Genomic DNA, 25648 nt, shown 5'->3' with positions numbered 1-25648 from the left:
TTATCCTGACCCAGGTGGGGGAATTAAGTTGACCCTGGGTGGGGGAATTATCCTGGCCCTAAGGCAAGAAGGTGGGGGAATTGTCGTGGCCCCCGACAAACTGAAATGAAGCGCCTGCCGTAACGATTCCAGGCGAAATCCTAGCAGATGCTGAACTCGCCTGTTGAGCGTAAGCATTGATAACACACAGTTTGAGCAAAAACAGAAGGAATATCCGCTTCATTCAATTAATTCACTTGTCAACTTGGTCGAGCTTGGATAAATCCACTTTGGGGGCCTTGCGATATGATAAGCTTTGCATTCAAGAGAACTGATTTCTTCACCAGCGGCAAGATTAATAGCAAACTTTATTTCAATCACATCAGTAAAACCCTGTCCTGGAGATTGTAATATCAAAAGTCCCTTTTTATCATCATAACTCCATGTAATTGTTCCTTCAATTTCAGGCTTGTTTTCGCTCTTGAGTAACCATAACTTAGCCTGCCTAACCTTTATTGCTGTCAGAACGATTTTGTGCTTGGGAAATGGGTTAGTAATATGAAGAACATGAGCATACGAATTAGGAAAGGTAACTCGATATTCAAAATAAAAAAGTTTTTGAGCTTTGGATTGTTGGCTTAAAACAAAGGGAGAATTTATCAACAGCAAAATCAAGTTGACAAGAATTCCCGATACTATCTTTTTGTTAAATAGTATACTTGGCATCGCCTCTCTCATAGACTTTACTGAACCTTCATAACAAGCTGAGTCTATAACTCATGGCCTGGTATGGATAAAAGATTGACACTTTGTTACTTGTAATCTGAGAAACTGGATTAGTTTGCCAACTTATATAATCTGGGGCTGAGTTAATCAACCCAATGAAAAATTATACTTTCTCGTGGAATCCGCGCTAAAGGGGGGTAGAATAAAAGTGTCTAAATTTTCATTTTGCAAGTAGAAATGTCAAGAAGAATTTTCGATCGTTTGCAGAACGGGTAGGGCGGTGCAAAACAAAAAGGGCGCAGCAAAATGCCGCGCCCTTGGGCTGTGTGGGGGTGGGTAAACTCTGGCTTTAACGTATCAGCGTCAGCTTGCGCGTTTGGGTCAAGCCGTTGGATTCAAGACGATAGAAGTAAATGCCGCTTGCCGCGAGATTGCCTGAGTCGTCACGGCTGTCCCACGTCACTTGATAATCGCCGGCCGGACGCACACCCTCCATGAGCGTGCGAATCCGGCGGCCGAGTATATTATAAACCGCCAACCGCACCGAGCCCGCCTGCGGCAACGCAAAGCGAATCACGGTGGAAGGGTTGAACGGATTCGGATAGTTCTGGTACAGCGCGAATGTTTGCGGCGCGGCTTCTGGCTGGTCGTTGCCGCCGACGCCGGTAACGATGCCGGACACCACACGCAGGGTGACGATTTCCAATTGTGATTGATTGCTTTGTGCTACCAACTCGACTTGTTGATTCACTTGCAGCGCGGTCAGCCCGGCCAGACGGTTTTGTGTGTCGAGAATCAGCGAGTTGGCGGTGATCACGTGCGGCAGGCCTTGCACGAAAAGCGTGTTGCCGCTTACCTGCGTGATGATGCCGGCGAGCGAACGCCGTTCCTCCACTTTCACCCGCAGCGCCACCAGCGCGCCGTTCACTTGCCATTTTGCCGTCACCTGCACCGTCATGCCGAGATGCAAATCTTCGATCGTAATCGGCTGCTCGTCTGTGCCCAGGTAAACCGTCGCGGCGTTCACGAGAAACTCAAAAGCGTCGACCCGAATGACATTAAACGAGAGCAGGTTGATGCTGCCGGTGAATTCGAATTCGTCGTTGTTCGGGCTGTTGCGCAGCTTCACGCGCAAGGCAACCAGCGTACCGCTCGGCGCCACCTGCGCCCGCACTTCGACAAAATCACCAACGTTCAAATCGTCAAAGGTGATCGGCTGATTGTCGCGATCCAAGAAGACCGTGGTGTTCGTGACCAAGAACGTTCGCCCGAACAGCGTGAACGTATTCAAACTGTCGCGGTTCAAACTCTCGATCTGGCCAAAAATTTCAAGAATGGGATCGATACGATCTTCAACGTGAATGCGCGAAGCGACCCAGCGGCCGCCGTCCAACCTGGCGCGCACTTCCACCACAATGCCGACCTGAAGCGCCTCAAATGACAGCAACTCGCCATTCTTGCCAATGATTTCGGTGGCTGCCGTGACGAAGAACCGGAGGCCTGCGACGTCGATAAACCTATCTGACGAGTTGATCACGGTAATGAGGCCGCGCAACTCGATCTCTTCGCGATTGAAATTTTCGATTTTGATGCGCTGGGCATATAAAATCCCGGCGGCCGTGACAAAACCTTTCACCTCGACGAGCATGCCGGTGCGCAGGGCGGAAAAACTCGTGCGCATATTGTTTTCGTCGAGTACGACGGTGGAGTCATTCACCGAAAAAGTCACGCCCAACACCGTAATGCTGTTCTCCGTGAGACGGTCGATGAAACCCCGGATCTCGATTTCGCGATTGGTGTTGCCTTCGATTTGTATTCGTGTTGCGACCAGCGTGCCGTCTGCCTGCTTGTCGCCGCGCACATGCACCAGCATACCGGTGCGCAAATCGCCAAAAGTGATAAAATTGTTGCTCTGATCGAGAATCACAGTGGAGGCCAGAACGGTAAACTCAAAGCCGTTTACCGTGAGGCTGGTGTTGGCAAGATTTGAAATGAGGCCGCGCACCTCCAGCTCGTCGCCGTTGTTGCTTTCACGTTTGATGCGTTCGGCAAGGGGAAGATTGTTCGGCCGCGTGTGGCCTTTCACCTCCACGATCTCGCCGGCGCGCAAATCGGTAAAGCGGATCGGCTCATTGTCAAAACCCAGAATTTCCGTGGCATTATTAACCTCAAACGCCGTGTTGGTCACGACGATGTAGCGCGGAAAACTGTCAATCAGCGCGGTGATGTGGCCGGTCAACTCGATTTCATGGCCGCCGGTGTTTTCATCTTTGATCGTGATGCGCAAGGCCGTCACCTCGCCATTGGCGTTGCGCTTGCCCTTGGCTTCCACCAGCATGCCGATTCTTAGCGCTGCGATGGTCGCGAGGTTGCCGGCGCGATCGCGTATTTCCGTGGCGTTCGTCACCATGAAACGAATGTTGTTAACCGTCACCGCCATGCCCTGAATGCTCGCAATGTAGCCTTCGGTTTCGATTTCGAATTCGGCGGAACGTTCCAGCACCAAAATCAATTTCGCCCACAATCTGTTGTCATTGCGGCGTTCCGCCAGCACTTGCACCTTCCAGTCTTTCCGCAAATCCTGAAACAACAACGCCACGCCGGAAGGCTCCAGCACGGCTGTTTCATTATCGACAAAAATCGTTTGGCCGGAAAGCGTGAGAAAGTTCTGGCCGATGGCTTCGATGCGCGCCGTCACCACCAGCGTATCGCCCACGCCGGGCATCGCTTCAATCGTAAGCGGCACTTCGGTTTTGAATTCACCGTTGCTGCGATCCCGGATTTCAGCGCGAAACCTCCACCACCTTTGGTTGCGATGCAAGCCGGACAGCGGAATGTGCGCATCATACGTGCCGTTAAAATTGTTGAAAAATGCGCCTTCGACCTGATGGCCGCCGCTGTCAGCGTGCAGACGGAATTCATTTTTTTCCAAGTCGAGATAATTGATATTCGCCGCCCTCACCCGGGCATGCAGCGTGTCGGCGAATGAAAAAATGCCGTCAGCGGTGGAGAAATCACCATGGCGCGAAAGCTGTAACGTTTGCGCCGAAGCCGCGGCTGCAATCAACAATAACCCACTAGCCACACACAGCATCCAACTCAGGCGTTGTACCTTGCGTCGATGCATTTGCTTGTCCCTTGATAAAAGTTGAAAGAATTCTTTTGAAAATAATGTTTGTAGCAGCTCTGCAGAAGCTTGTCATTGGCTTCTCAACCGCTTCCAAATCCGCGGCCACAAGAAACCATTCCCAAGATTTTTGAGCGCTCAAATGTACTCGGCAATCACCATGAAAATACCCAATCAAACCGGATGCCAGCACAAATAGTCAAATAAAATCTGCAATTTGCGTTTGTTTTGTCACTTCAGATGCTCACGTGAGCAAAAAATGCGCTCGAACACCATTTCTAAGAGTGCATGTCTTGCTCGCCAAAATTGCGGCCCATTGTGTGAACAAAATATCACATCGAAACCTCAAGCTTTTCATTTGATAATCCTGGGTAAATCTCTATATTGCAGCGCTCATGATGATTGAGTTATCTGGTTTGATTCTTGCAAAATTGCAATTCTTTCGCGTCAATTTTGTCGAAAGCAAAATTGATAGATTTATTTGTGGCATGATGTCGTAAAATACTCGGCCGTGCTTCCTACCTCCGGGCTTGTGGTTTATGTGGATTCAAATGGACATTTCTCGCTTGAAGCGTTTCCTGCGCGGCGGGGGGCGCATGTGCCGCGCCTTGGCTGGTGCTCTCATCTTATGGTCGTGCACCACGCCTGCCGAACACAGCAACCCGCTCGATCCGCAATCCCCCAACTTCACCGATAAAGGCAGCATCGCCGGACAAATCACGAGTTATTATCAACCTTTTCAATTTCTTTCCGGTGCGCGGGTTTCTTTGCTGTCGCAGAGCGGCGCCAGCATGCAAAGCGATGCCAACGGCAGATTCCTGTTTAGCGCGTTGCCGCCCGCTCCCTACACGCTCGTCGCCGAAGCCTCCGGCTATGCTGCCGACACGCTGGCCGTCGAGGTTTTTTCCCGCCAAACCAGCACGATAAATTTTCGTCTTGATGCTCTGCCGCTAGTGGAAACTGCGACGGTGACGTCCGCGCATGTCAGAACGCGCGCTTCGGCCAGCGATACCGATCTCGTTTTTTTGGATATTCGCGCCGTCGTGCTCGACCCCGACGGCCCGAATGATATTACGCGCGTGCGCGTAGAAATCCCGTCCGTTGCCTTTGGCGACACGTTGGCGCGCGGCCAGATTGCAAACTCCTGGGAACGCATTTTTGCGCCGGATGAGCTGAAGACAACGGGGGGCGCAGGAATAGATCCCTATGATTTGGTGGGCACGGCATTTCATGTCATCGTAACGGATGCGCCTGGTGAGATCGTAACCTCGCCGCCGTTTCAACTGGCGCGAGTGATCGTCGAAGAGCCGTATCCTCTTGATCCGGCAAACGGCGTGACCCTCACCACCGGCGCGCCGCAGTTGAAGTGGCAAACGCCGCCTCTGGCATTCGAGCATACGTTTACGCTTCACGTCTATAAAATCGTCAGCGGCTTTCAAGCCTTGTTATTAACGATTCCCGGGCTTCCCGCCGGCAGCAATACCGCGCCCTATCCCGGCAGGCTGACCAGCGGCTCGTATTTTTGGACGGTTACAATAGTCGACCGTTTCGGAAACAGTAGTCGCTCCAAAGAAGCGACGTTTCAAGTGGAGTGATCTGGTAGCTGGTTGCTGCCTTCGACAAGCTCAGGCAACGACCAGCGACCAGAAACCAGCAACCATGTCAGATCCTTTGCCCGAGTTCAGCGATCCTCTGCTCGCGCTCTCGCACATCAGCGAAAGCATCAACACGATTTACGACATCGATGAATTGCTGCGCAAAATCCTCACGATTGCGCTGCAAACCGTGAATGCCCAGCGCGGCTTCATTTTGATGTCGGAGAAGGATGATCCCGCGGAATTGCATGTGCGCGTGGCGCATAATCTCGAGCCGAATGCGCTCAATGCTGTCGCGCCCTTCTCGCGCAGCATTGTCGAGGCCGCCACCGCCAGCGGCGAGACATTGATCACGTACAACCCGGCGGATGATACACGCTTCCGCTCTTCCGAGAGTATTTTCGATCAAAAAATCGTGGCCGCCGCTTGTCTGCCGTTGCGCATTAAAACGCGGCGTCTCGGCGCCATTTACATCGACAGCACCGAAACGCGCGGCAAGTTTCGCCCGGAAATGGAGCCGTTTCTCAACGCTTTCGCGCATCAAGCCGCCATTGCGATTGAGAACGCGCAGATGTACGATCAATTGCGCAGCGAGAATCGCCGGCTGCGCCAGGCCATGGCCAATGCCAGCGAATTCACCGGCATCATCGGGCAAAGTCAGGCCGTGCGCGCCGTGCTCGACACCGTACGCAGCGTGATGGACACCACGGCCACCATTCTCATTCTCGGTGAAAGCGGCACGGGCAAAGAATTGATCGCGCGCGCCTTGCATTACAACAGCCGCTTGAAAGACAAGCCGTTCATCGCGCTGTTTTGCGGCGCGCTGCCCGAAACGCTGCTGGAGAGCGAGCTGTTCGGCCACAAGCAAGGCTCGTTCACCGGCGCTTCGCATGAAAAGAAGGGATTGTTCGAAGAGGCTGACGGCGGCACGATTTTTCTCGACGAGATTGGCGACATCAGCCCCAAAATTCAAACGGCGCTGCTGCGCGTGCTGCAAGAGCAAGAAGTGCGCCGCATCGGCGAAACCAAAGTGCGAAAAATCGAGGTGCGGGTGCTGGCTGCCACCAACAAAGATTTGGCCGCGGAAGTGAAGGCCGGGCGTTTCCGCGAGGATTTGTATTATCGTTTGAATGTGATTGCCATTCACATGCCGGCGTTGCGCTATCGCGGCCACGATATTATTTTGCTGGCGCAGCATTTTCTCGATCGCGCGGCCTCCAAAGCAAAACGCCAAATTGCGGGCTTCTCGCCCGAAGCGCTCGAGGCGCTGCTCAATCATGATTGGCCCGGCAATGTGCGCGAATTGGGAAATACTATCGAGCGCGCGGTGCTGCTCGCCAAAGGTGAATATTTGACGCCGGCAGATTTGCGCCTGCAAGCGCCGGCATACACTGAAACAACAGAACTGCAGAGCCTGCGCGACCACGAACGCCGCATCGTCGAGCGCGTGTTGCAGCAGCATCAAGGCAATGTCACCGAAGCCGCGAAAGCGCTGGGCGTTTCGCGCAGGTGGCTGCATTACCGGTTGAAGGAGTGGCAAAATGGCTAGACGATTTACTGGAGCCCAAAAATCTCAACCACGGATAACCCGGATTGGCACAGATTTCCTCATCAAGAAATCGGTGGAATCCGGGCAATCTCTGGTTTATTTTTGCTTTTCTTGTGTTGATTTGACTTTTTAGATCCCGATGAAAACCCTCGGCAACATTCATCTCTTCGCTGAACTCAAGCGCAGTGAAACCGGCGCGACGTATCGCGGCATCGACACGATGAGCCAGCGCCTGGTTTTGGTGAAGACGTTCGCGGCCAATGGCGGCGCGCCTGAAGCCGCCGCGCGTTTCGAGCAGGAGGCCAAAATTTACGCCGGCATCGCGCATCCGAATGTTGTGCAATTGATTGATTATGGCATTGCAGATGATGTACGTTATTTGACGCTGGAATTTGTCGAGGGCCAAAACCTGCGCAGCCTGCTCGCGCACGCGCCGCAAGAGGGCAAATTGCCGCTTGAAATTGCGCTGGCGATTTTCCTCGAAATTCTTGCCGGCGTCGCTGAAATTCATCGCCGCAAATTCGTTCATCGCGATCTCAAGCCGGAAAACATCCTGATCGGCCACGAGGGCAGCGTCAAATTGTGTGATTTTGATTTGGCGGCCTCGAGCGAAACGCGCATTGCAGACACGGGCCTCACCGGCTCGCCCGGCTATCTTGCGCCCGAAACCATCCTCGGCGAGCCGGTCACGCCTGCGGCTGATATCTTTGCGCTGGGCATTCTGCTTTATGAAATGATCGCGGGCGTGCGGCCGTTTCAAGCCGCTTCCGCCGGTGGCGAGATGAATGCCATCGTGCGCGTCGCGCCGTTGTCCGTTGCAACGATCAACCCGCACGCGCCGGCCCTGCTGGACGAATTGTTTCAGCGCCTGCTCGCAAAAAAGCCGGAGGCGCGCTGCAAAAATGTTGAAGAGATTCAAGTCTGGCTGGCGCAAAAATTCAATCTTGGTAGTTCTCAGATGCGCCGCCAACGTGTGCAGGCGTATCTCGCCGCGCCGGAATCGTATCAATCTCCGGCATTCTCTGCTCTCGTGAATGCGGAAGCTGTTTCGCTTCCGCCGCAAAAAGCCGGCAGGCGCTTGCGCGTTGTGGCAGTTGCGGGTTCCCTCGCGCTGCTTGCGTCATTGGCTTATTGGAGCAGCAATTGGACAACAGCAGACGCGCTATCCGAAAAACGTGAAGAGCCGCAAACTCAAACAGCAGCCATTGATTCTTTCGCACAGAACATTGCAATTGCGCCAACCTCGCAGGAGGATGAAAACCCGATTGTGCGCGCCAGTACTGTTGCCGCGAGTAATCCCATTGAAGCCGCCGGCGACAGCGCGGCACTTGAGACGAGTTCGCCGCCGCACGCGGTTTTCATTCACAGCAATCCCTGGGCTTATATTTTCATTGATGCCGATTCGATCGGCCTGACGCCGTTGCCGGAGCCGGTAGCGTTGTCCGCAGGCGCGCATACGTTGCTGCTCAAAAATCCAAAATTTCCGCCCGTTCGTTTGCCGCTGGAGATTTCTCCGGCTACGCCGGACACGCTGGCGTTTTCGCTGTGGGAGCATGTCGCGCAGCTCGAATTACATATCAATCCCTGGGCCGAAATTTTTGTGAACGGAAAACAACACGCGCTGCCGCCCGGTGAAAAAAAACTCATCCTGCCGCCGGGCAGATGCGAGCTTAAGTTCACGCATCCGCAACTCGGCGAAAAAGAAGAAACGGTTTTCTTGCAGCCCGGCGAGACGCGGCAGTTGCAGATTAACATGTTTTGAACGAACGTTCGTAGTGATGCCTTCAGGCATTAAAACTCATGGAGCCGAACGCCTGAAGGCGTTGCGTCAAACTTTGATTTCACATTCATGATCTTTTTTGAGAGAAATTATAAATTCGTTCCCGCCGTGCTGCTCACGTTGCTGGTGATGCCCGTCTGGCCGCAAACCGGCAATCTCGAACGCGACGAGGAAATCAAGCGCGCGCTGCAACGCGGCGACTATCACAACGCGGCAGCGCTCGCTGACAGCGCGATTGCGCATTTTGAAAATTTCGCGCCGGCGCAACTCGCCGAGATTCACACGTTGCGCGCGCTACTCGCCTCACAACGCAACGAGGCAGCCGCAGTCGACGCGCATTTCCGCGCTGCGCTGCAATTGGCGCGTGATTTCCGCCTTGACCCAATCTTCTTCTCACCCGCGCTGCAAAATCGTTTCGAACAAATCCGCAGCCAAATGCCCAAAGCCGAAACGCCGGTACGCGTCGAAACGCGCTATGTGATGGTGCCGGATCAGCGTGTTGCCGCGGCCTGGCGTTCTTTGGTGTTGCCGGGTTGGGGACAGCGTTTCAAAGGCCAAAAAACAAAAGGGAATATTTTTTTGATTTCAGCCGCGACCCTTGCCGGCGCAACGGTGGCAACCCAGCTTTTGCGGGCACATGCAGAAGACGAATATTTGAAGGCCGAGACCGGCGAGGTGGAGGCACGCTATCGCACGTTTAATCGCTATCATCTGCTGCGCAACAATTTGGCATTGGGATTGGGAATTGTGTGGGGCGCTTCGGCGCTGGAGGCTTTGATTGTTCGTGCCACGCCGCAAGAAGATCGTATCGGCATCGAAACGCGATTGCTGATCTCGCCGACGTTTGCTTCTTTCTCCGTCAACGTCCCCATAAATTAAAAAGCCGGCAGCGAATTTCGCCGCCGGCCTTTTGCCCATCATCCGAAGTTCATTTATTTGATCAATGCCAGCTTGCGCGTTGCCGTCATGGTCTTGCCGGAATGCAACATGCGCGCACGCAGCGTGTAAAAATAGACGCCGGAATGCAGGCTCTGCCCGGCTTCATCTTTGCCGTTCCACCGCACGCGATGTGCGCCTGCCGGCAACGGTGTTACCAGCAAAATTTTAATTCGACGTCCGGTCAAATCATAAATGCTCAACTCAACCTGCGCCGCTTCCGGCAGGGAGAATTGCATCATGGTTTCCGGATTGAAAGGATTCGGTGAATTCTGATGCAATGCAAACTGCTGAGGCAACGTTCCGGTATCGTCCGCGACGCCGGTGGTGGTTGAATCAATCGCTTTGGCTGAAAACTCCACCGCAACGTGGGGCGAATCTTGCAACCTTGCGCTCAGGCGATTCAGCCCGGGCTGCGGCCCCAGTTGCCATTGCACCTGCACGGCGCCGTTGCTGTCCGAGGTCACAATATGATTTCCAACGATGCTGCCTTCTCCTGCCAACACTGTGAAAACCACACGGCTCGCGCCGGCAAAATTGCCAAACTTATCACGCGCGCGCACGGCAAGCGGCTGCGCCAAGACGCGATTGACCATGCCATTTTGCTGATTACCGCTCAAGATTTGCAGTTGCGCCGCCGGCAGCGCGATAAAACGCACGATCACACTATCCTGCAAAACGAGACTATCCGAGACGACGCGCGCTTTGATGACTTTGCGTTCGGCAACCGTTGAGCGCAACTCGGCCGTTGCCAGGCCTTGATGGTTCGTCAAGCTGTCGGGTTGTTTGATGAAATTATTTTGACCGGATACCTCGATTTCCACCGGCTTGCCGGTAATCACATTGCCAAAATCATCTTTTAAATAAATGTTGATAATTGCCGCGGCCTGACTGTCCGCCAAAACAATCGGCTCTGACGCAAGTACGACTTGCGAAAGTACTGCGCTTACTCCGCCGGTGACTGCCGTGGCGGTGAACAGCAACGGCGATTGGCGCAAGGCCTTCTCATTGAATTGCGCTTCTGCAACAACCTGCTGCAATCCCGCGACGGCGCCCAGCGTCCAGCTTGTTTGAGCGACACCGGAACTATCCGTGGAAATCGCCACGCTGTCCGAACCGCCGGCCAGCTTTCCACCGCTACCAAGAATTTTAAACAACACTGGATAATCCTGCAGCGGCGCGCCGGCATTGTCCCAAAGCTGAACAACGAGAGGCTGCGGCAGTGTTGTGGCAATGGCTGCGGTTTGTTGATCGCCGCTGACAATCCGCATGGAATCCGGAGAGGCGGTTACCACCATAAACGTATCTTGCACCGCGTTGCTGGCAGCGCTATCGGGTTTTGCCAGGATGATTGTGGTATCGCCGTAAATGTTGCTGGCGATCAGCGTCACACCCGCGAGTCCGAGATTATCTGAAACAACCGTTTGCTGCAATTCGCCATTTGCAAAGCCGCTGTTACCCGAAATTCTTTTGAAAGTCACAGGTTGATTTGCCAGGAGATTCTGAAACCGATCTGTTATCCTCACAACCAGAGGCTCGGTTGCGGCATTGAGTGACACTAGTTGATCGTCACCGCTAACAACGGTCAATTCCGCCGGGAAGCCTGGCAACGCTGTCGCAGCACAAGCAATCGGCGAGCCGGCCAAACCCGAGGCGCGAATTTCGACTTTAATATTTTGCGGTTGCGTTCCCAATGTCAGAGGCGCGCTGGCCAGTCCGTTGGCATCCGTTATCACCGTAAATTCTCGACTGTCTTCGAAGTCAGCCTCGCCCGAGATCACGGCAAACTGCACGGATTTTCCTTTAAATGGCAGACTGTCTTGATCGGTCACTCTAACCACCAGCGGCAACGCCAGCGTTTCGCCGACTCGCGCGCTTTGATCACAGCCGCTCACCAACGCGAGGCGCTGCGCCACAGACTGGCCGGTTGTCGTCGCCTCGGCGAGATTGGACATTTCGCTGCCATTGCCGGCTTCATCAAACACGCGCATGGCAAAATAATAATGCGTACCGGCTTGCAGGCCTGTGATGGTGAAATTTTGTTTCTGCCCGGAGGCTGCCGGCTCGGGCAAATCTGCGGCAAGCGTTGCCAGAGTAAATTCGTACGAAGCGATTGGCGAAGTGGAATAACGAATTTCGAGGTTGCGGGCGTTGCCGTCGTTACCGTTGTCGCCGGTCATGGTCCATTGCAGCGTCACCGCATTGCTCGAACTATCGATGGCGGCCAAATCCGTGATGTTCGCCGGCGGAACAGCGTCGGATTGCGTCCAGGTTATGGTGAAATCATCAACCTGATTGTTCAACTGCTCACCGTGAATGAAAACGCCGGCATACCAGGTGTTATCTTTGGGAAACTCTTTGGAAGGATCTTGCAGCGTGGCATCCCATTGATCGTTGACATAATAGTCAAAATAAACGGCGTCCGGCTCGTTGCGAATGTAAGCCGTCACCACATCGCCAGCCTGGGGATCGGCATTGGCAGGCTGTTGATCCACGGATTTGCCCTGGCGCGAGTAATATTCCCACGTGCCATATTTGATGATCCACAGCCAGACTTGATTCCAATTATTGCGGTGCCACAACCAGTAGCCGCTGCCGTTTTCGGAGGGATCGTCGATCATGAGCGCATGCGCGCCTTCGCGAATGCCCAGCGCATCCGCATTCTTGCCCCAGCGGTACGACACGGCGTGGATCGTGCGCCCCGGTTCATTGAACACCGGCTTGAACACCGCGAGATAGCGCCATTCATACATCGCTTCCGGTGTTTGCCAAAGCTCTCCATCCACGATGCGCCAGTAGCGCGGATCGTAACCCCAATCCGAGCCAATTTCAGCGCGGTTGAAATTGTCCGTCACGCGCAGCGTATCGACGCTGTTGCTGCTGGGAAGCCATTCGAGTAGCAAATGAGGCGACAAACCCAGCTCGCGCCGCAGCGCCGTCACATGCGGCTGTTCGATTTGGGATTGTTTCTGCTCGGAAGGAGAATCGGAGGTAGCAAAAGCCAGGCTCGCCCACAACAGCAAGATCACACCAGGACTAACGCGGTTGCAAGTTCTCATAAATACGCCGGCAAAGTAGAGGGTGAATGGTTAGACTGCGCAACCATGCGCTACTCACGGCCAAATCGCGTTCGCTAGCGGAAGCCAACAGTTGTACCGTTGTGCCGGAAACCGTACCTGGCAGATAATTGAACCTATATTTAGCAGCGCCAAGAATGACTGCGGAAAGTGAAGCGCATGCAAATCTCGCACAGAAATTTGCCTTGACAAAGAAATCGCCTTTTTGCAATCTAGGACGTTATTGTTAAGAGCTTGATACCATAAAAAATTGAACTCGCGTTGTGGCTCAGCCCACACGATCAGACACGCATAAAATGCTTGAGGAGTCTTATTCATGAACGCAATGCCCGCACTGCCTCGCTACAGTGTTGCTGAAGAAATCGCCAATAGCGTCACGCACGGCCTGGGTGTGCTTTTCTCCATCGCAGGATTGGCAATCCTTACCGCTTTTGCCAGCTTGTTTGGAACCGTCTGGCATGTCGTCAGTTGCAGCATTTATGGCGCAACCCAAATTTTTATGTACACGGCTTCCACGCTGTATCATAGCATCCCTCTGCCGCGCGCGAAAGCCGTGCTTCGCCAGTTCGATCATGCCGCCATTTTTCTGTTGATTGCCGGCACCTACACGCCCTTTGCGCTTGTCAATCTGCGCGGGCCGTGGGGCTGGACAATTCTGACCGTCATCTGGGGATTTGCCATTTTGGGTATCGTGCTGCAAACCTGGCTCATGCGGCGCAGCCGGTTGGTGGCGACGATTCCATATCTGGCGATGGGATGGATGGCAGTCATCGCAATAAAACCCCTGCTGGAAACGGTGGCGCCTGGCGGCCTGTTGCTTTTGATGTGCGGCGGCCTCGCATACACCGTTGGCACGATCTTCTACATCTCGCGGCGCTTGCGTTTTCATCACGCCTTTTGGCATGCCTTTGTGCTGGCGGGCAGCATGCTGCACTTCTTTGCGATTTTGTTTTATGTGATTCCGTTGGCGAGTTAACGAAACCGCCCGGGCGGCGGGAGACGGTGCGCGGTCACATTGAAAAATGTGTCCACTCCGGCTTGTCATCCAGAAAGGATCATGTGAAGTTGCAGGCAATACACCAAGGACTTCACAGGATCCCGGCGGGATGACATTTCGAGAGCGTATTTCTTCAAATTACAGCGTTTTTTAAATGCGTGTACAGGATTCGTAGCCCTGCCCCCTTGTGGGGCATTGTTATTTCATGGCTTCAACAGCCGCCCACATGGGGCGGGGACTACAAACTCTGTTCATCCAAATGAAAAACGCTGTCAGCTAATCTAAATCCGCTGCGGAATTGTGTTCGTGGCATCACTGACCATGCTGCGCGTCTCAACGTGAGAAAAGAAAACAATGAACAGTAGACAAAAGTGTGAAGGAGCCGCTCGCCCCCTCTATGAGAAGGCACTCACACCGGGACGGGCTGCCGTGATTCTTCTGATCGCCCTGAGCGCGAACGCTTCCAACCTAAATGCCCAGCCCTGTCTTCGCTACAATCAAAAGGATTCCTGCTCCTCTTATCCCCTCACGGATTTCATCGTGAGCGCGCCGTTGCCCGGCGCCAACGGTGGACCCGCGCGCCATCTTGATCTTGCCACCAACGTGGGCTGGCTGTTTCAAGTGCATGAAAAAAACGCCCTCGGCCCGGCATTCTTTTTCAGCGCCTACTTGAATGGCGGCTGGCATTCTCAAGTCGGTGCGCAAGGCCGTGTTCGCCATTGGATCAATCCCAATGTTCACGTTGATATCTCCCCCGGTCTGATCATTTACGACAGTCCGTATCCCGACGGATTTGCCGGTTACATGGCTGAGGTTGGCGTCGGCTATCGCGATTGGATCAGCCTTGCCGCACGTCTCGATCGGGTGAAAGTTTATCCCAGCGGATATGACACAATTTTTCAGATCGGCGTGAAATTCGGTTCTTATATCGGCATGGGGTTAACCGGGGTGGGGGCGGTTGCCGGCGGGATCGCGTACTTCTTGAGCAGCATCGACTAGTGAAGAGCGTCTCGCTGCACAATTTCTGGAGTGAAGCATCTTGACGGTGTTCCGTCGAGCAAAATGTGAGAGACGCTTGAAGACAATAGTCGAATGAGTTACGCCCTGGGGAAATGGCCTGGTAATTTTAAACAAAATTTGCAGAATTGGGACTTCTCAACAAATTCTGATGTGCCTACGTCGAACTAATCGCTGAAGCCAATTCGATGCGCAATTTCAGCATTAGAAAGTGCGATACCCACCAACCCGTTCATCGCGTGCAAGGATTCGAGATGATCGCGCGCAGTGAAGCCGGCCATGGCCTCCTTTGCCAGCAAGACGCGATAATCGCGCTGATAGGCATCAACGGCGGTTGAACGGACACACCACGCTGTGGTAATGCCGGCAAGCACCAGAGTTTCTGGTTGCAGGCGGCCGAGAACTGCATCCAAGCCGGTTTGAAAGAATGCCGAGTAGCGCTTCTTCACCAAGATGCCATCCTCAGGCTTGATCTGTAATTCCGGCAGCAATTGGCACCCGGCTGTGCCCTGAATCGCATACGGTTTGCCGCTGCGCTGCACATGCAAGAACGCATCGGAGAGATCCGGCGCAAATTCCTGCCGAAACCAAATTACGGGAAGATTATGGGCGCGAAAAAGCGCGGCCAACTCATTGGTTGCCGCGACCAAGCGCTGGCGCGCTTCCGGCAACTGGCTATTGGGCCAAAGCGCCGGATTGAAATAATCCTGCACCAAATCGATGACGATGAGTACGAGATTTTTCATTGGCGTTGCTTGTTCTGTCGAAACTCCGACGGTGCGCTGCCGAACTGCTTTTTGAAGCTCCGCGCAAAATGCGCTTGATCGCTGAAGCCGGCTTGATACGCAATCTCCGCCACGGTGCCGGCGTTCTGTTTGAGCAAATCTGCGGCGCGCTGCAACCGCATGGAACGGATAAGCTGGCTCGCGGGTTGATCGACAAGCGCGCCCAGCTTGCGGTTGATCTGTGAACTGCTCATGTTGACGGCCATGGCCAGCTCTTCGACGCCAAAGTGTTCATCGCCAAGATGCGCTTCAATGGCGGCAAGAACGCGCTGCAGGAAGGTTTGATCCGCGGACGTCGCGGCGACTTCTGCTGGTTTAATGATCGTCGCGGTGCTGAAGCGCTGGCGCAATTGCCGCCGCAGGGAGATGAGATTGCGCACCCGCGCGAGCAATTCTTTGGCGCTGAAGGGTTTGTGCAAGTAGTCGTCGACCCCGGTTTCCAAACCGGCGAGCTTGTCGTCCAAGGCTGCCTTGGCGGTGAGCATGATGATGGGAATGTGGCTGGTTCTTTCATCATTTTTGAGCATGCGGCTCATGTCGTAGCCGTTCATGTTCGGCATCATCACGTCGGTAATGATCAAGTCGGGAATCGTTTCCTGCGCTTTGGCCAGTCCCTCCTCGCCCTCCGCAGCAAAGAGAACGCGATAGCCGAACTGCAATTGTTCGCTCACATACGTGCGAATGTCTGCATTGTCTTCAACGAGGAGTATGAGTTCCTGGTTGCTTGTTGCTGGCTGCTCGTTGCTGGTCGCTGGTTGTTCGTCACTGATTGCGCGATCATCACTCCTCAATCCGCGCTCTTCAATCTTCGCCTCGCTGACCATCACTGACTGCTCACCGGTTACTGAGCGAAGTGGCAGCTTCACAACGAACTCAGAGCCTTTGCCGACTTCGCTGGCGACGGAAATCTCACCGCCATGCAATTCCACGAGTTCCTTCGCTAATGCGAGGCCAATACCCGTACCTTCATATTGATGAGAGCCATCGGCTTGATAAAAACGATCAAAAACATGCGGCAAATGCTCCGCGGCGATGCCGGTGCCGGTGTCGCGCACAATGATGATCGCGGATTGTGGCTTGTGGCTTGCGGGAGTTTTTGAATCGGAACTCCCCAATTTGCATTCTAGCCTCACACAGCCTCCGGGCGGCGTAAACTTGACCGCATTCGACAGCAAATTATAAAACACTTTCTCAATCTTTTCGGCATCGTAATTGAGCGTGATGTCATCATGCGTGCTGTGGAATTGCAGCGTGATCCCCTTCTGCGCGGCCATATGCTCGAATGAAGCTGTCAAATTTTTGAGAAATGAAATGATATTCGCGCGCGCAGCTCGCAAGGCCATGCTGCCCGCCTCCAGCTTGGAGAGATCGAGCAGTTGATTGATCAATCGTTGCAAGCGCCGCGCATTGCGCGAGGCAACTTCGAGCTTGCTTTGATTTTGCCGGTCTAAAATCGAGGCCAGCACACTGTCGATCTGCCCCAAAATCAACGTCAGCGGCGTGCGAAACTCGTGTGAGATGTTGGCAAAGAAGCGGGATTTCATTTGATCGACTTCGCGCAGCTTCTCGGCCTCCATTTGCTCCAGGCGTAAACGCTCGGTCAGGCGGGCGCGGTTCAGCTCATATCGCCGCGCCGCCAGCAATAAAACCGTGAGGAGTGAAATATAAAGCAGATACGCCCACCACGTCTTCCACCACGGCGGCGTAATCGTGAATCGCAACGCCGCGCCTTCTTGATTCCAAATGCCGTCGTTGTTGGAGCCGCGCACGCGCAAGGTATACTCGCCGGGATCGAGATTGGTAAACGTAATGTCGTGCTTCGCGCCTAGCTGAATCCAATTCTCATTAAAACCTTCGAGTTTGTAGGCAAATTGATTCTTGAAAGAGTTGCGATAGCTTAAGGCCGCAAACGCAAAGGTGAGAATATTGTCGCGGTAAGAAAGCGTGATATGCTCTTTTTTCGAAATGCCTTTCTCGATAATTGGATCGCCTGCGGCGGTGCTGATATTGTAGCGCGTCAGACGGGTGATAGCCACCGGCGGGATGTCATCATTGTCTTTGATATGCCCGGGGTGAAACAGGTTGAGGCCGTTAATGCCGCCGAAGAATATCTCTCCGCTCCGCGCGCTTTTAAAATAAGCGCCGCTGTTGTATTCATCCCCCTGCAAGCCGTCGTGAATATCATAGTTGCGGAATTTTTCCACGGCGGGATCGAAGCGCGACAAGCCTTTATTCGTGCTGAGCCAGAGCCGGCCCGCTTCATCTTCCAGGATGCCATAAATCACGTCATTCGGCAAGCCCTCGCTTTCACGATAATGCCGGAATGTGATTTGCCCGCCTTCGCGGACGAGCTTGTTCAAGCCGCCGCCCCACGTGCCGAACCAAAGCGTACCGTTGCGCGACTCATGAATCGTAAGCACCCGGTTGCTGCTCAGGCTGTTGGGCTCTTGGGGATCATGCAAATAGCGCGTTGCCGTTTCGTTCCGCCGGTCAAACAAATTGAGGCCGCGATTGGTTGCGACCCAAAACAATCCCTCGTGATCTTCATGCAGCGCAAAAATATAATTGTTGCTCAGGCTGGCAGGGTTATCTGGTTCGTGTTGATAGTGTTTGAATGTTCCGTTCGTGAGGTCGAGCTTGTTCAGGCCGGCTGCGGTTCCAATCCAGAATTCGCCGACGCTCCCGCCGCTGCGGGATTCATAAAGCGAGGTCACGGCGCCGTCGCTTAAGCTGCTCGGATTCACGGGATCGTGCAGATAGCGCGTAAAGCGTCCGGATTCGCGCTCCAGCCGGTTAAGCCCGTTCGCTGTGCCGATCCACAAAACGCCGCTGCGGGATTCACAAATCGCCTCCACTGTATTGCTGCTTAAACTCCGAGGATTGTTCGGATCGCTTTTATAGCGCGCAACAATTCCGCGCCGGCGATCAAGCAGGTCGAGGCCGCCGTTATTGGCGCCGATCCAAAGCCTGCCGTCGCGCGATTCATAAATGGCGCCAATGCTGTTATCGCTAATGCTGTGCGGATCATTCGGATTGTGCTGTAACAGCGCGAAAGCATTTTTTTCGGGATCAAGCCGGTTAACGCCGCCGCCGCTGGCGCCGATCCAAAGCACGCCGTCATGACGAGGGTCTTCGTAAATCGGAAAAACATAATTGCTGCTCAGGCTGTTGGGATTGCCGGATTCCTGCTGATATCGCGTGAAGATGATTGCGTTTTGCTCCGTGCTTTTTGCCGTCTGCAATTTGTTCAGCCCGCCGCCCCACGTTCCAATCCACAGTTCGCCGCTGCGCGCCCGATGAATGCTGAAAACCGCGTTGCCGCCCAGGCTGCCGGCCTCTTCGGCGTCGAATTGATAGCGCGTGAAAGCGCCCTGCTTGCGCTCGAGCTTATTCAAGCCGCCGCCATTGGTTCCGATCCACAGCGCGCCTTCGTGATCCGCGGCAATCGCCATAACCATATCGTGACTCAGGCTGGCGGGATTATTGGGATCGCGCCGATAATGCCTGAATGTCGCGTTGGTTTGATCAAGCCGGTTGAGTCCCTTGCTGGTTCCGATCCAAAGCACGCCCGGTTGTTGCTCATCGGCGTAAATGCACCAGACGGAATTATCGCTCAAGGCGGCGGGATCGCCGGGATCGTGTTGATAGCGGATAAACGCGCCGCGCTCGTGATCAAAACGATTGAGGCCTCCGCCTAGCGTGCCGATCCAAAGATTCCCCGCACGATCTTCGTGAATGGCGCGCACGCGATTGTTGCTCAAGCTATTGAGATCAGCAGGATTGTATTGATACCGCGTGAAGGTTTCTGTGACAGGGTCAAACTTGTTCAGTCCGCCGTTTTCCGTTCCCACCCACAACACGCCGGCGTTTTTGCTGCTGCGGGATTCATGCAGCGCCCAAACTCCGCTGGCGCCCAGGCTGCTGGAATCTTTGTGATTGTATTTGTAAACCGCGAAATTGCGCCCGTCATAGCGATTCAAGCCGTCGAACGTGCCGAACCACATGAAGCCTTTGTGGTCTTGCAGAATGCAATTCACCGTGCTGTGCGACAATCCATCTGCGATGGAAAGATGTTCGAATTTGAGAGCGGGCTGCGTTGCTTGCGACAAGCATTCAAATGAGAAGAGCAGAAAAATCAGCAATGCTCCAGCGCCGGCGTTTTTATCGTTCATGCGGCAAATTACGCCAAATGCTATTTTCTTAAAAGAGAAATCTTTGTCTTAAAAGTCAAGGTGGGGCGGTGGCTTTTGCGGACAGCCTTCTTGGAATCAGAATTAAATGACTCTCGCATATCTCAAGCCGCGAATGAACGCTAATAAACGCGAATTAGAAATAGAGTGGCGTACATTCGCGTTAATTAAGGGCGCAACCCGGTTTGAATCTCTAATACACGATTTTAAGCGCAGGCGAAGCTGATGAACAAAACAGAGACTTTTGACCAGGGCCTTTTCTGAAGAAGCGCCTCGTTCCGCAAACAAAAAACCCCCGGCGGCTGTGCGCCTCCGGGGGTTTGAGCATGCAGAAAAGAGTGGACTTTATTTCATCAAAACGAGCTTGCGCTGGCTGACAAAATCGCCGGCTTTAATGATGTACAAATACACGCCACTGGCCACGCGCCGGCCGTTGGTATCCGTCGCGTCCCACACCACGTTGTGCGTGCCTCCGGACATCTCGCCGGCAACCAACTCTTTAACCATCTGGCCGTTGCTGTTGAAGATCGCCAATGTCACATGACGCGCCTCCGGCAATGCAAAGCTAATGGTTGTGCTCGGATTGAACGGATTGGGATAATTCTGACTCAGCTCGAACGTCTCCGGCAAGGCTTCGGCAGTTTCTCCCGCTTCCACGACATGCAGCGCTTCGCTGATCTTCGCAAACGTGAATCCCGCTGCAGCAGTCGTTCCGCGGAACTCGATCTGATCGATGTACACATCGTCATTGTTGTCGCTCGCATCGCACATGAAACGAATGCGGGCGTTGGTCGGGAAGTTGTACGAGCTGCGCGGAATCGTCACCACCGCGTGATAGAAGGTGTTGTTCGCGATGCTGCCCGCGCGCGCAATGGCCGCCACGGTTTGCCACGAGGAGCCGTTATAGTATTGCACCCAGAAATCCTCGTTCGTTTCCAGGCTCACCATTTTGAAGTAGAAATCGACTTCGAGCGTTTGGTAAGCCGTCACGTTGTACGTGGAGGTGTGATAGAATGACGAAGCGGTGCCGGAATTGTCCTGAATGTTGGCCGCAGCGCTGCCTTGATAAGCATGCGTACCGCCGGTATAACGCGACATATCCGAGCCGCCGTCGGTATAGCTGCCCATGCCGGTTTCGAAGTTATCAAAGGTAATCACCTGCCATGTGCTTGGCGGATCAACGGTGATATTCATCACGGCTTGATCGCTGCCGCCGTTGCCGTCTTCCACCCGAACCGTGAATTGATTCGCGCCCACGTCACCGCTGCCGGGCGTGCCGGAGAGCGCGCCATTAGCCGCAACGCTCAACCAGGCCGGGCCGGTCACTTTTGAGAAGGTCAAGGGATCGCTGTCGGGATCAGTGGCGTCGCCGGCAATCGAGCCGCTATACGCCACCCCTTCGGTCGCGTTCGCTTTGCTGAAGGGATCGTTGGTGAAAGCGGGCGGATTGTTGACGGGCGGCGCGCTGCCGGTCACGCTGATCTCATCGAATGCAAAACCGTCCGTGGCGATCGGATAATTGTCGTATTGTTGAAACTTGACGATGAACGTGCTGCTCAAGCTCAAGCCGTTCGCCGCGGCCAGTGCATCCAGATCGAGGCTGAAGGTTTGCCAGGCCGTACTGCTGCCGCTTAGGTTTTGCACCTTCACGAAGCTGGAGCCGCCGTTGCTGGAAAAATAAACGCCGTCTTGCGTGTGGATTTCGTCGCCAAATTCCTTCCAGCGGAAATCCAGCGTCACTTGCGATTCGCCGGAAAGATTCAAATGCAACCATGCTTCATTTTGGCTATAAACATTGCTGGTGGTTACATCCATCGTGAGATGATGACTGCCCGCAAAAGGACCATTGGCCGTGGTCACTTGAATACGTCCAGCGGTATTGGATTTGTACGTGTTCCAATGATTATCCAACGAACCGCTCTCAAAGCCCGTGTAGTACGGCAGCGTGGCATAATCCGCCGGCGGCTGCGGAATTGTTCCGACGCCGACGGCCAGCCAAGCTTCAGCCGTTGCAAGAGCCTCGGGTGAACCGACGCCGTACAAGCCTTCGGCTGCGGCAATCGCGCCGGCGCGCGCGGCATCGTAATTCGAGCTGGAGGTTAAGAACGAATTGTTGTTCGTGTATGCAATGGCCGCGGCTTTGGTGAGGCCGAGGCTGGGCACGTTGTAGGCATAACCCACGTCGTTCGTGCCGCTGCCGCCTTCCACCAACAAATAAAACCAAAAATTCTGCACGCCGCTGTTGATGTGTACACCGCCATTGTCGCCGGAGCCGGTGTACCAATAAGCGCCCTGATAGGTATCCGGATCGCTGAACTCATTCGGGTTTTGCATATTCCGGATGCCCAAACCGTTGGCAGTCAGATCTTCACCGACGCGCCATCTCGCAAGAGGGAATCCGCTTTCCTGGCCCGGGTTCTCTTTGAAAAGTTCCACGGCATTGCCGAAAATGTCGCTGAAGGATTCGTTCAATGCGCCGGACTCATACGAATAGATCAAATTGGAAGAAAAATCCGTCACGCCGTGCGTCAACTCGTGGCCGACCACGTCGAGGCACACCAGCGGAAAATAATTCACCCCGTCGCCGTCGCCGTACGTCATGCGGCTGCCATCCCAAAACGCATTCACGTTGTTGGGATAACCCATGCCCACCAAGTTGGCATGAACATAACTGAGCAGAGTAAACCCGGCGTTATTCAAGCTGTTTCTGCCGTGCTTCTGGAAGAAGTAGTCGTAGGTCGCCTCCGCGCCCCAATGCGCACTCACGCCGGCGCCATCCCACGGACCCGTGGCGCTAGAGGAGGTGAAATCCGTGGCATTGGTGTAACTGGTGCCGTTGTTCATGTTGTAGGTACGAATATCCGCGCCGCGCACGGTGTTATCGTTGGCCTGCAAACGGTAACTTGAGCCTGAGACCTGATCGACCCTCATAGATACTGTGCCGTTGTACAACGAGGCGCCGCTACCGTTGACTTCGACGTCGTGAATGCGGGTAATTTGATTGACAATCGCGCCGGTTTTGGCATCCACGTCAACGTAATAGCGGCCCAGCGGCTTCGCGGCATAAATATCGAAGCGATACACCAGTTTCATGTTCGCCGCCGTGATTTCCGCTCTGCCGGAGGTGAGCTGCAATTCGCCTTTGGGATAAAATGTGGCGTTAGCGTCGTTGCGCTCTCTTTTCAAAAAGGCTTCATTGACTTCGTTTTGCCACATGTAGCTTTCGGCGCCGATATGCCGCAACGCCGCTTGCAGCGCAGCCGCTTCGCTGAGCACAGGCGCAACGTCCATCTTTAAATCATGCACGAGCCGGCCGTTGGCATACCACACCGCGCCGTTCTTTTCGTGCAGAATGTATTCCGCGCCGATGATGGGGATCCCCTTGTAATGCTGAATATGGCGGTGATGGGCGCCCAATTGATCATACGACGAACGGTACAACTGAATGTGATTGTCATCAGAAATTTGGAAATACTTCTGATATTCCTGAAAAAAGGTTGCGACCGCGGGTTGCTGCGCGCCGGCAAATTTAATCTCCGTCGGCGTTTTGCCGGTTTGATCAAATTTCAACTGCGCTTGGTGTAAAATGGTATTTTTTTCTTGGCCGTCATCCGCGGCAAATGCTAAAACCGCCATGCAAAACATTGTGGCTACAACAAACCGAGAGTAGCGCTTCTTCATAGGGTTTCTCCTCATAGAAAAATAATTTGATTTGTTTTGCCTCACACGGCTGGTCATGAGGCGCTTAGAAAAGAATGTCTAACTTTCAACGTTGTGCGGAGAGAGGTTCGCCAGTCGAAGTACACGAGTTCAAAATGCGATTGCGTGCTTGCTCTCGCGAAGAACACTGAGGCCGCAGAGTTGGTTCTTAGCTCATTTTCTGCGGACTCTGTGAGAGAAAATGTGCAGTGAATTTATGCCAAACAGCTCTACGGAGGAAAAGCTTAGGCCGGCTGAGCGCAAGGTCTTGCTCGTGCGTCAAGGGCCTCGCGATTGGTCACAAAAATGCCGCGGCGATTTTCGCATATTCATTTCCGCCGTTTCAGGCAATTATGAATTTTTAAAAACCAAACAAATGAGAGTGGTACATCGAGGCGAGTCAACAGGCGCAAGCCTGCAGCATAACGTCAAATATAGTTCGCTGCGCTGGCCCAAACCCCTGAGTAGCTTAACTCCATCGGCTGAAGCCCGAATTCTCGTAACACATCAAGCCATTTACGATAAGAGAATATCTTCCGCAGCTCTGCCTCAACTAACAGGCGCTGTTGCTTCTTGGGCAATTTACGAAAGTCGGCTTTATCGGTAATAAACCAACCAATTCCTTCGCCAGGAAGGCCTGTATTCTTGTTTATCACTAAGCACTGAGCTCACCGAAGCCAGCCGCCACAATGATGAACAGATAGAGCAGCCCGCCGATTCGGGCATAGACTTGCGGCGATGCCGTGATGCAGCGGTTGGTCATTCCCGTCATTTATTTAGCACGGCCCTTGCACCTCATACCTCGGCCCGACAAACGTATCAGTCTTATAAACAGTTGTGAGAGAAACAAATGCTCGCGATAGTTTCGCGTTTGACGCTGTGTGATATTCAGGTGAGAGCGGCGCTTCAGTCATTCAACACAGCATGCTTTAGAGAAAGATGCGCCAATATATCAAAACCGTCGAATAAGTCAAGACATTTGTTCGAAGGTTTTTCTGGCCAGGGTCATGCGAGGAATTGTCAAGAGGTTGCCGTAAGCGCGGCCGGACTTTCTAGACTAATCGGTGCGGGCGAGAGTGATAGCATACACGCGTTCAAATCCCGCAGCTTTCAAGATGGCCGCACATCCATTCACCGTTGCGCCGGTGGTGATCACATCGTCAACCAGCAAAACGGTGTCATCTGTTGCGAGAAAACGCGTGTCTATCGCAAAAGCGCCTGACACGTTTTGGACGCGTTCCTGCGCGTTCAGTTTAACCTGTTTTTCCGTGAAGCGAATGCGCCGCAGCAGCTTGGGCATTATTGCGATACCCCACTTATTACTCAAGGCTTGCGCAATCAACAAACTCTGGTCAAATCCTCTTTCACGGCGGCGGCGAGGGTGCAGGGGCACCGGCGCCAAAACCGCTGATGATGCTAAAACCGCATGCAAGTCCGGTTGTATTCTTGCAGCAGCCAGCTCGCCAAGAATTTTTGCCAATGCCGGGCGATTGTGGTATTTCATGCTCGGTATCAACGCCGCGATTTCACCGTCATAATACCAAGCCGAAAGGTCAAGATCAATTCCTGCGGCGCACGCTTCATCCGTTTCAGCGTAGCGCGGCAGCGGAATGCGGGCTTGCTCGACGTTGCGCCAGCAGCGCTCGCATACGAAACGGGTGCGCTCGCTGATTTGAACATCGGCGCATACGACGCAACTCGGCGGATAGACGAGCGCAACAAGACTCCGCCAAAGATTTGAGATCGCCCCGGTCAAGCTCCCCCTCGTTGGTTATCGGCCGCCTCCCAGCGGAAAGGTGTAAGCGAACGCCAATTGCGGCTCGAAGCGGCGCTGCACTTTGTATTTTTGCGTAGCCTGATCGAACTTGAAGGTCCAGGCGTAATCCATGTAAAGAATCAGGAATTGGTTCAGTTTGTAGCCGATGCCGACGCGCGCAGCGGAATTTTCATCCATGTTGAAAACATCGGAAAGCTTGTCAACGCGCGTGTCGTCATAATACGCGCGCATGGCGATGTTGGGAACGGCGTCGGGCACCGTGGCTTCCAGGTGCAGGCGGCCGCTTTGCGGCACGCCGTCAAGGCGCTCAAAACTGCCGACGAGGCGAAGCGTGTTCAATACTTGGCCGTAGAGCAAGCCGTAAGTGCCGCGCAGCTTTTTTTGCTGCGCCTCGAGCGTATCTTCCTTCGTGCG

14 protein-coding genes and 1 pseudogene are annotated in these 25648 nt (G+C 53.9%); 6 read left to right on the top strand and 9 right to left on the bottom strand.

Annotated features, from left to right (window positions below; genetic code table 11):
- Positions 1-219: 219 nt before the first annotated feature.
- Both FBQ85_06465 and FBQ85_06460 read right to left on the bottom strand, forming a co-directional pair.
- Positions 220-705 (bottom strand): hypothetical protein, encoded by a 486-nt coding sequence (locus tag FBQ85_06465; GenBank protein ID MDL1874797.1) that lies wholly within the window; start codon positions 703-705, stop codon positions 220-222.
- 349 nt (positions 706-1054) lie between these two features.
- Entirely contained in the window at positions 1055-3832 is a 2778-nt protein-coding gene (locus tag FBQ85_06460; GenBank protein MDL1874796.1) for a T9SS type A sorting domain-containing protein, read from the bottom strand.
- A 539-nt stretch (positions 3833-4371) separates the two neighbouring features.
- Between FBQ85_06460 and FBQ85_06455 the strand changes: the two genes are divergently transcribed.
- From FBQ85_06455 to FBQ85_06440, 4 genes are all read left to right on the top strand, one after another.
- Positions 4372-5427 carry a carboxypeptidase regulatory-like domain-containing protein gene (locus FBQ85_06455; protein ID MDL1874795.1) on the top strand — a complete coding sequence of 352 codons (1056 nt, stop codon included), beginning with the start codon at positions 4372-4374 and terminating at the stop codon, positions 5425-5427.
- A 64-nt stretch (positions 5428-5491) separates the two neighbouring features.
- Positions 5492-6976 (top strand): sigma-54-dependent Fis family transcriptional regulator, encoded by a 1485-nt coding sequence (locus FBQ85_06450; protein MDL1874794.1) that lies wholly within the window; start codon positions 5492-5494, stop codon positions 6974-6976.
- Positions 6977-7115: 139 nt separating this feature from the next.
- Entirely contained in the window at positions 7116-8738 is a 1623-nt protein-coding gene (locus FBQ85_06445; GenBank protein ID MDL1874793.1) for a hypothetical protein, read from the top strand.
- Between the two features lie 87 nt (positions 8739-8825).
- On the top strand, positions 8826-9635 hold the full coding sequence (locus tag FBQ85_06440; protein MDL1874792.1) for a hypothetical protein: 810 nt from the start codon (positions 8826-8828) through the stop codon (positions 9633-9635).
- Positions 9636-9688: 53 nt separating this feature from the next.
- On the opposite strand, the gene FBQ85_06435 is transcribed toward FBQ85_06440, so the two are convergent.
- Positions 9689-12751, bottom strand: a complete 3063-nt coding sequence (locus FBQ85_06435) for a hypothetical protein (GenBank protein MDL1874791.1) — start codon at positions 12749-12751, stop codon at positions 9689-9691.
- Positions 12752-13085: 334 nt separating this feature from the next.
- On the opposite strand from FBQ85_06435, the gene FBQ85_06430 reads away from it, so the two are divergent.
- Positions 13086-13745 carry a hemolysin III family protein gene (locus FBQ85_06430; GenBank protein ID MDL1874790.1) on the top strand — a complete coding sequence of 220 codons (660 nt, stop codon included), beginning with the start codon at positions 13086-13088 and terminating at the stop codon, positions 13743-13745.
- 450 nt (positions 13746-14195) lie between these two features.
- On the top strand, positions 14196-14765 hold the full coding sequence (locus tag FBQ85_06425; GenBank protein MDL1874789.1) for a hypothetical protein: 570 nt from the start codon (positions 14196-14198) through the stop codon (positions 14763-14765).
- Between the two features lie 185 nt (positions 14766-14950).
- Here FBQ85_06425 and FBQ85_06420 read toward each other — a convergent pair whose 3' ends face one another.
- From FBQ85_06420 to FBQ85_06395, 6 genes and pseudogenes are all read right to left on the bottom strand, one after another.
- A complete protein-coding gene (locus tag FBQ85_06420) occupies positions 14951-15529 on the bottom strand; it encodes a cysteine hydrolase (GenBank protein MDL1874788.1) in 579 nt (192 codons plus the stop codon).
- The gene (locus FBQ85_06415; GenBank protein MDL1874787.1) at positions 15526-19740 is read right to left on the bottom strand and encodes a response regulator; all 4215 of its coding nucleotides are present in this window, start codon (positions 19738-19740) and stop codon (positions 15526-15528) included. The genes FBQ85_06420 and FBQ85_06415 overlap by 4 nt, the downstream gene beginning before the upstream one ends.
- A gap of 363 nt (positions 19741-20103) precedes the next feature.
- The gene (locus FBQ85_06410; GenBank protein MDL1874786.1) at positions 20104-23496 is read right to left on the bottom strand and encodes a T9SS type A sorting domain-containing protein; all 3393 of its coding nucleotides are present in this window, start codon (positions 23494-23496) and stop codon (positions 20104-20106) included.
- A gap of 389 nt (positions 23497-23885) precedes the next feature.
- Entirely contained in the window at positions 23886-24113 is a 228-nt protein-coding gene (locus FBQ85_06405; GenBank protein ID MDL1874785.1) for a hypothetical protein, read from the bottom strand.
- Between the two features lie 29 nt (positions 24114-24142).
- A pseudogene (locus FBQ85_06400) lies at positions 24143-24220 on the bottom strand (DUF4386 domain-containing protein).
- Between the two features lie 294 nt (positions 24221-24514).
- Positions 24515-25213: a ComF family protein gene (locus FBQ85_06395; GenBank protein ID MDL1874784.1), complete on the bottom strand. Its 699-nt coding sequence runs from the start codon at positions 25211-25213 to the stop codon at positions 24515-24517.
- Positions 25214-25648: the final 435 nt, after the last annotated feature.

The sequence above is a fragment of the Cytophagia bacterium CHB2 genome (assembly GCA_030263535.1).
Taxonomy (GTDB): Bacteria; Zhuqueibacterota; Zhuqueibacteria; order Zhuqueibacterales; family Zhuqueibacteraceae; genus Coneutiohabitans.
The sequence above is the reverse complement of the archived record's forward strand: the minus strand, read 5'-3'. Positions and strand labels throughout refer to the sequence as shown.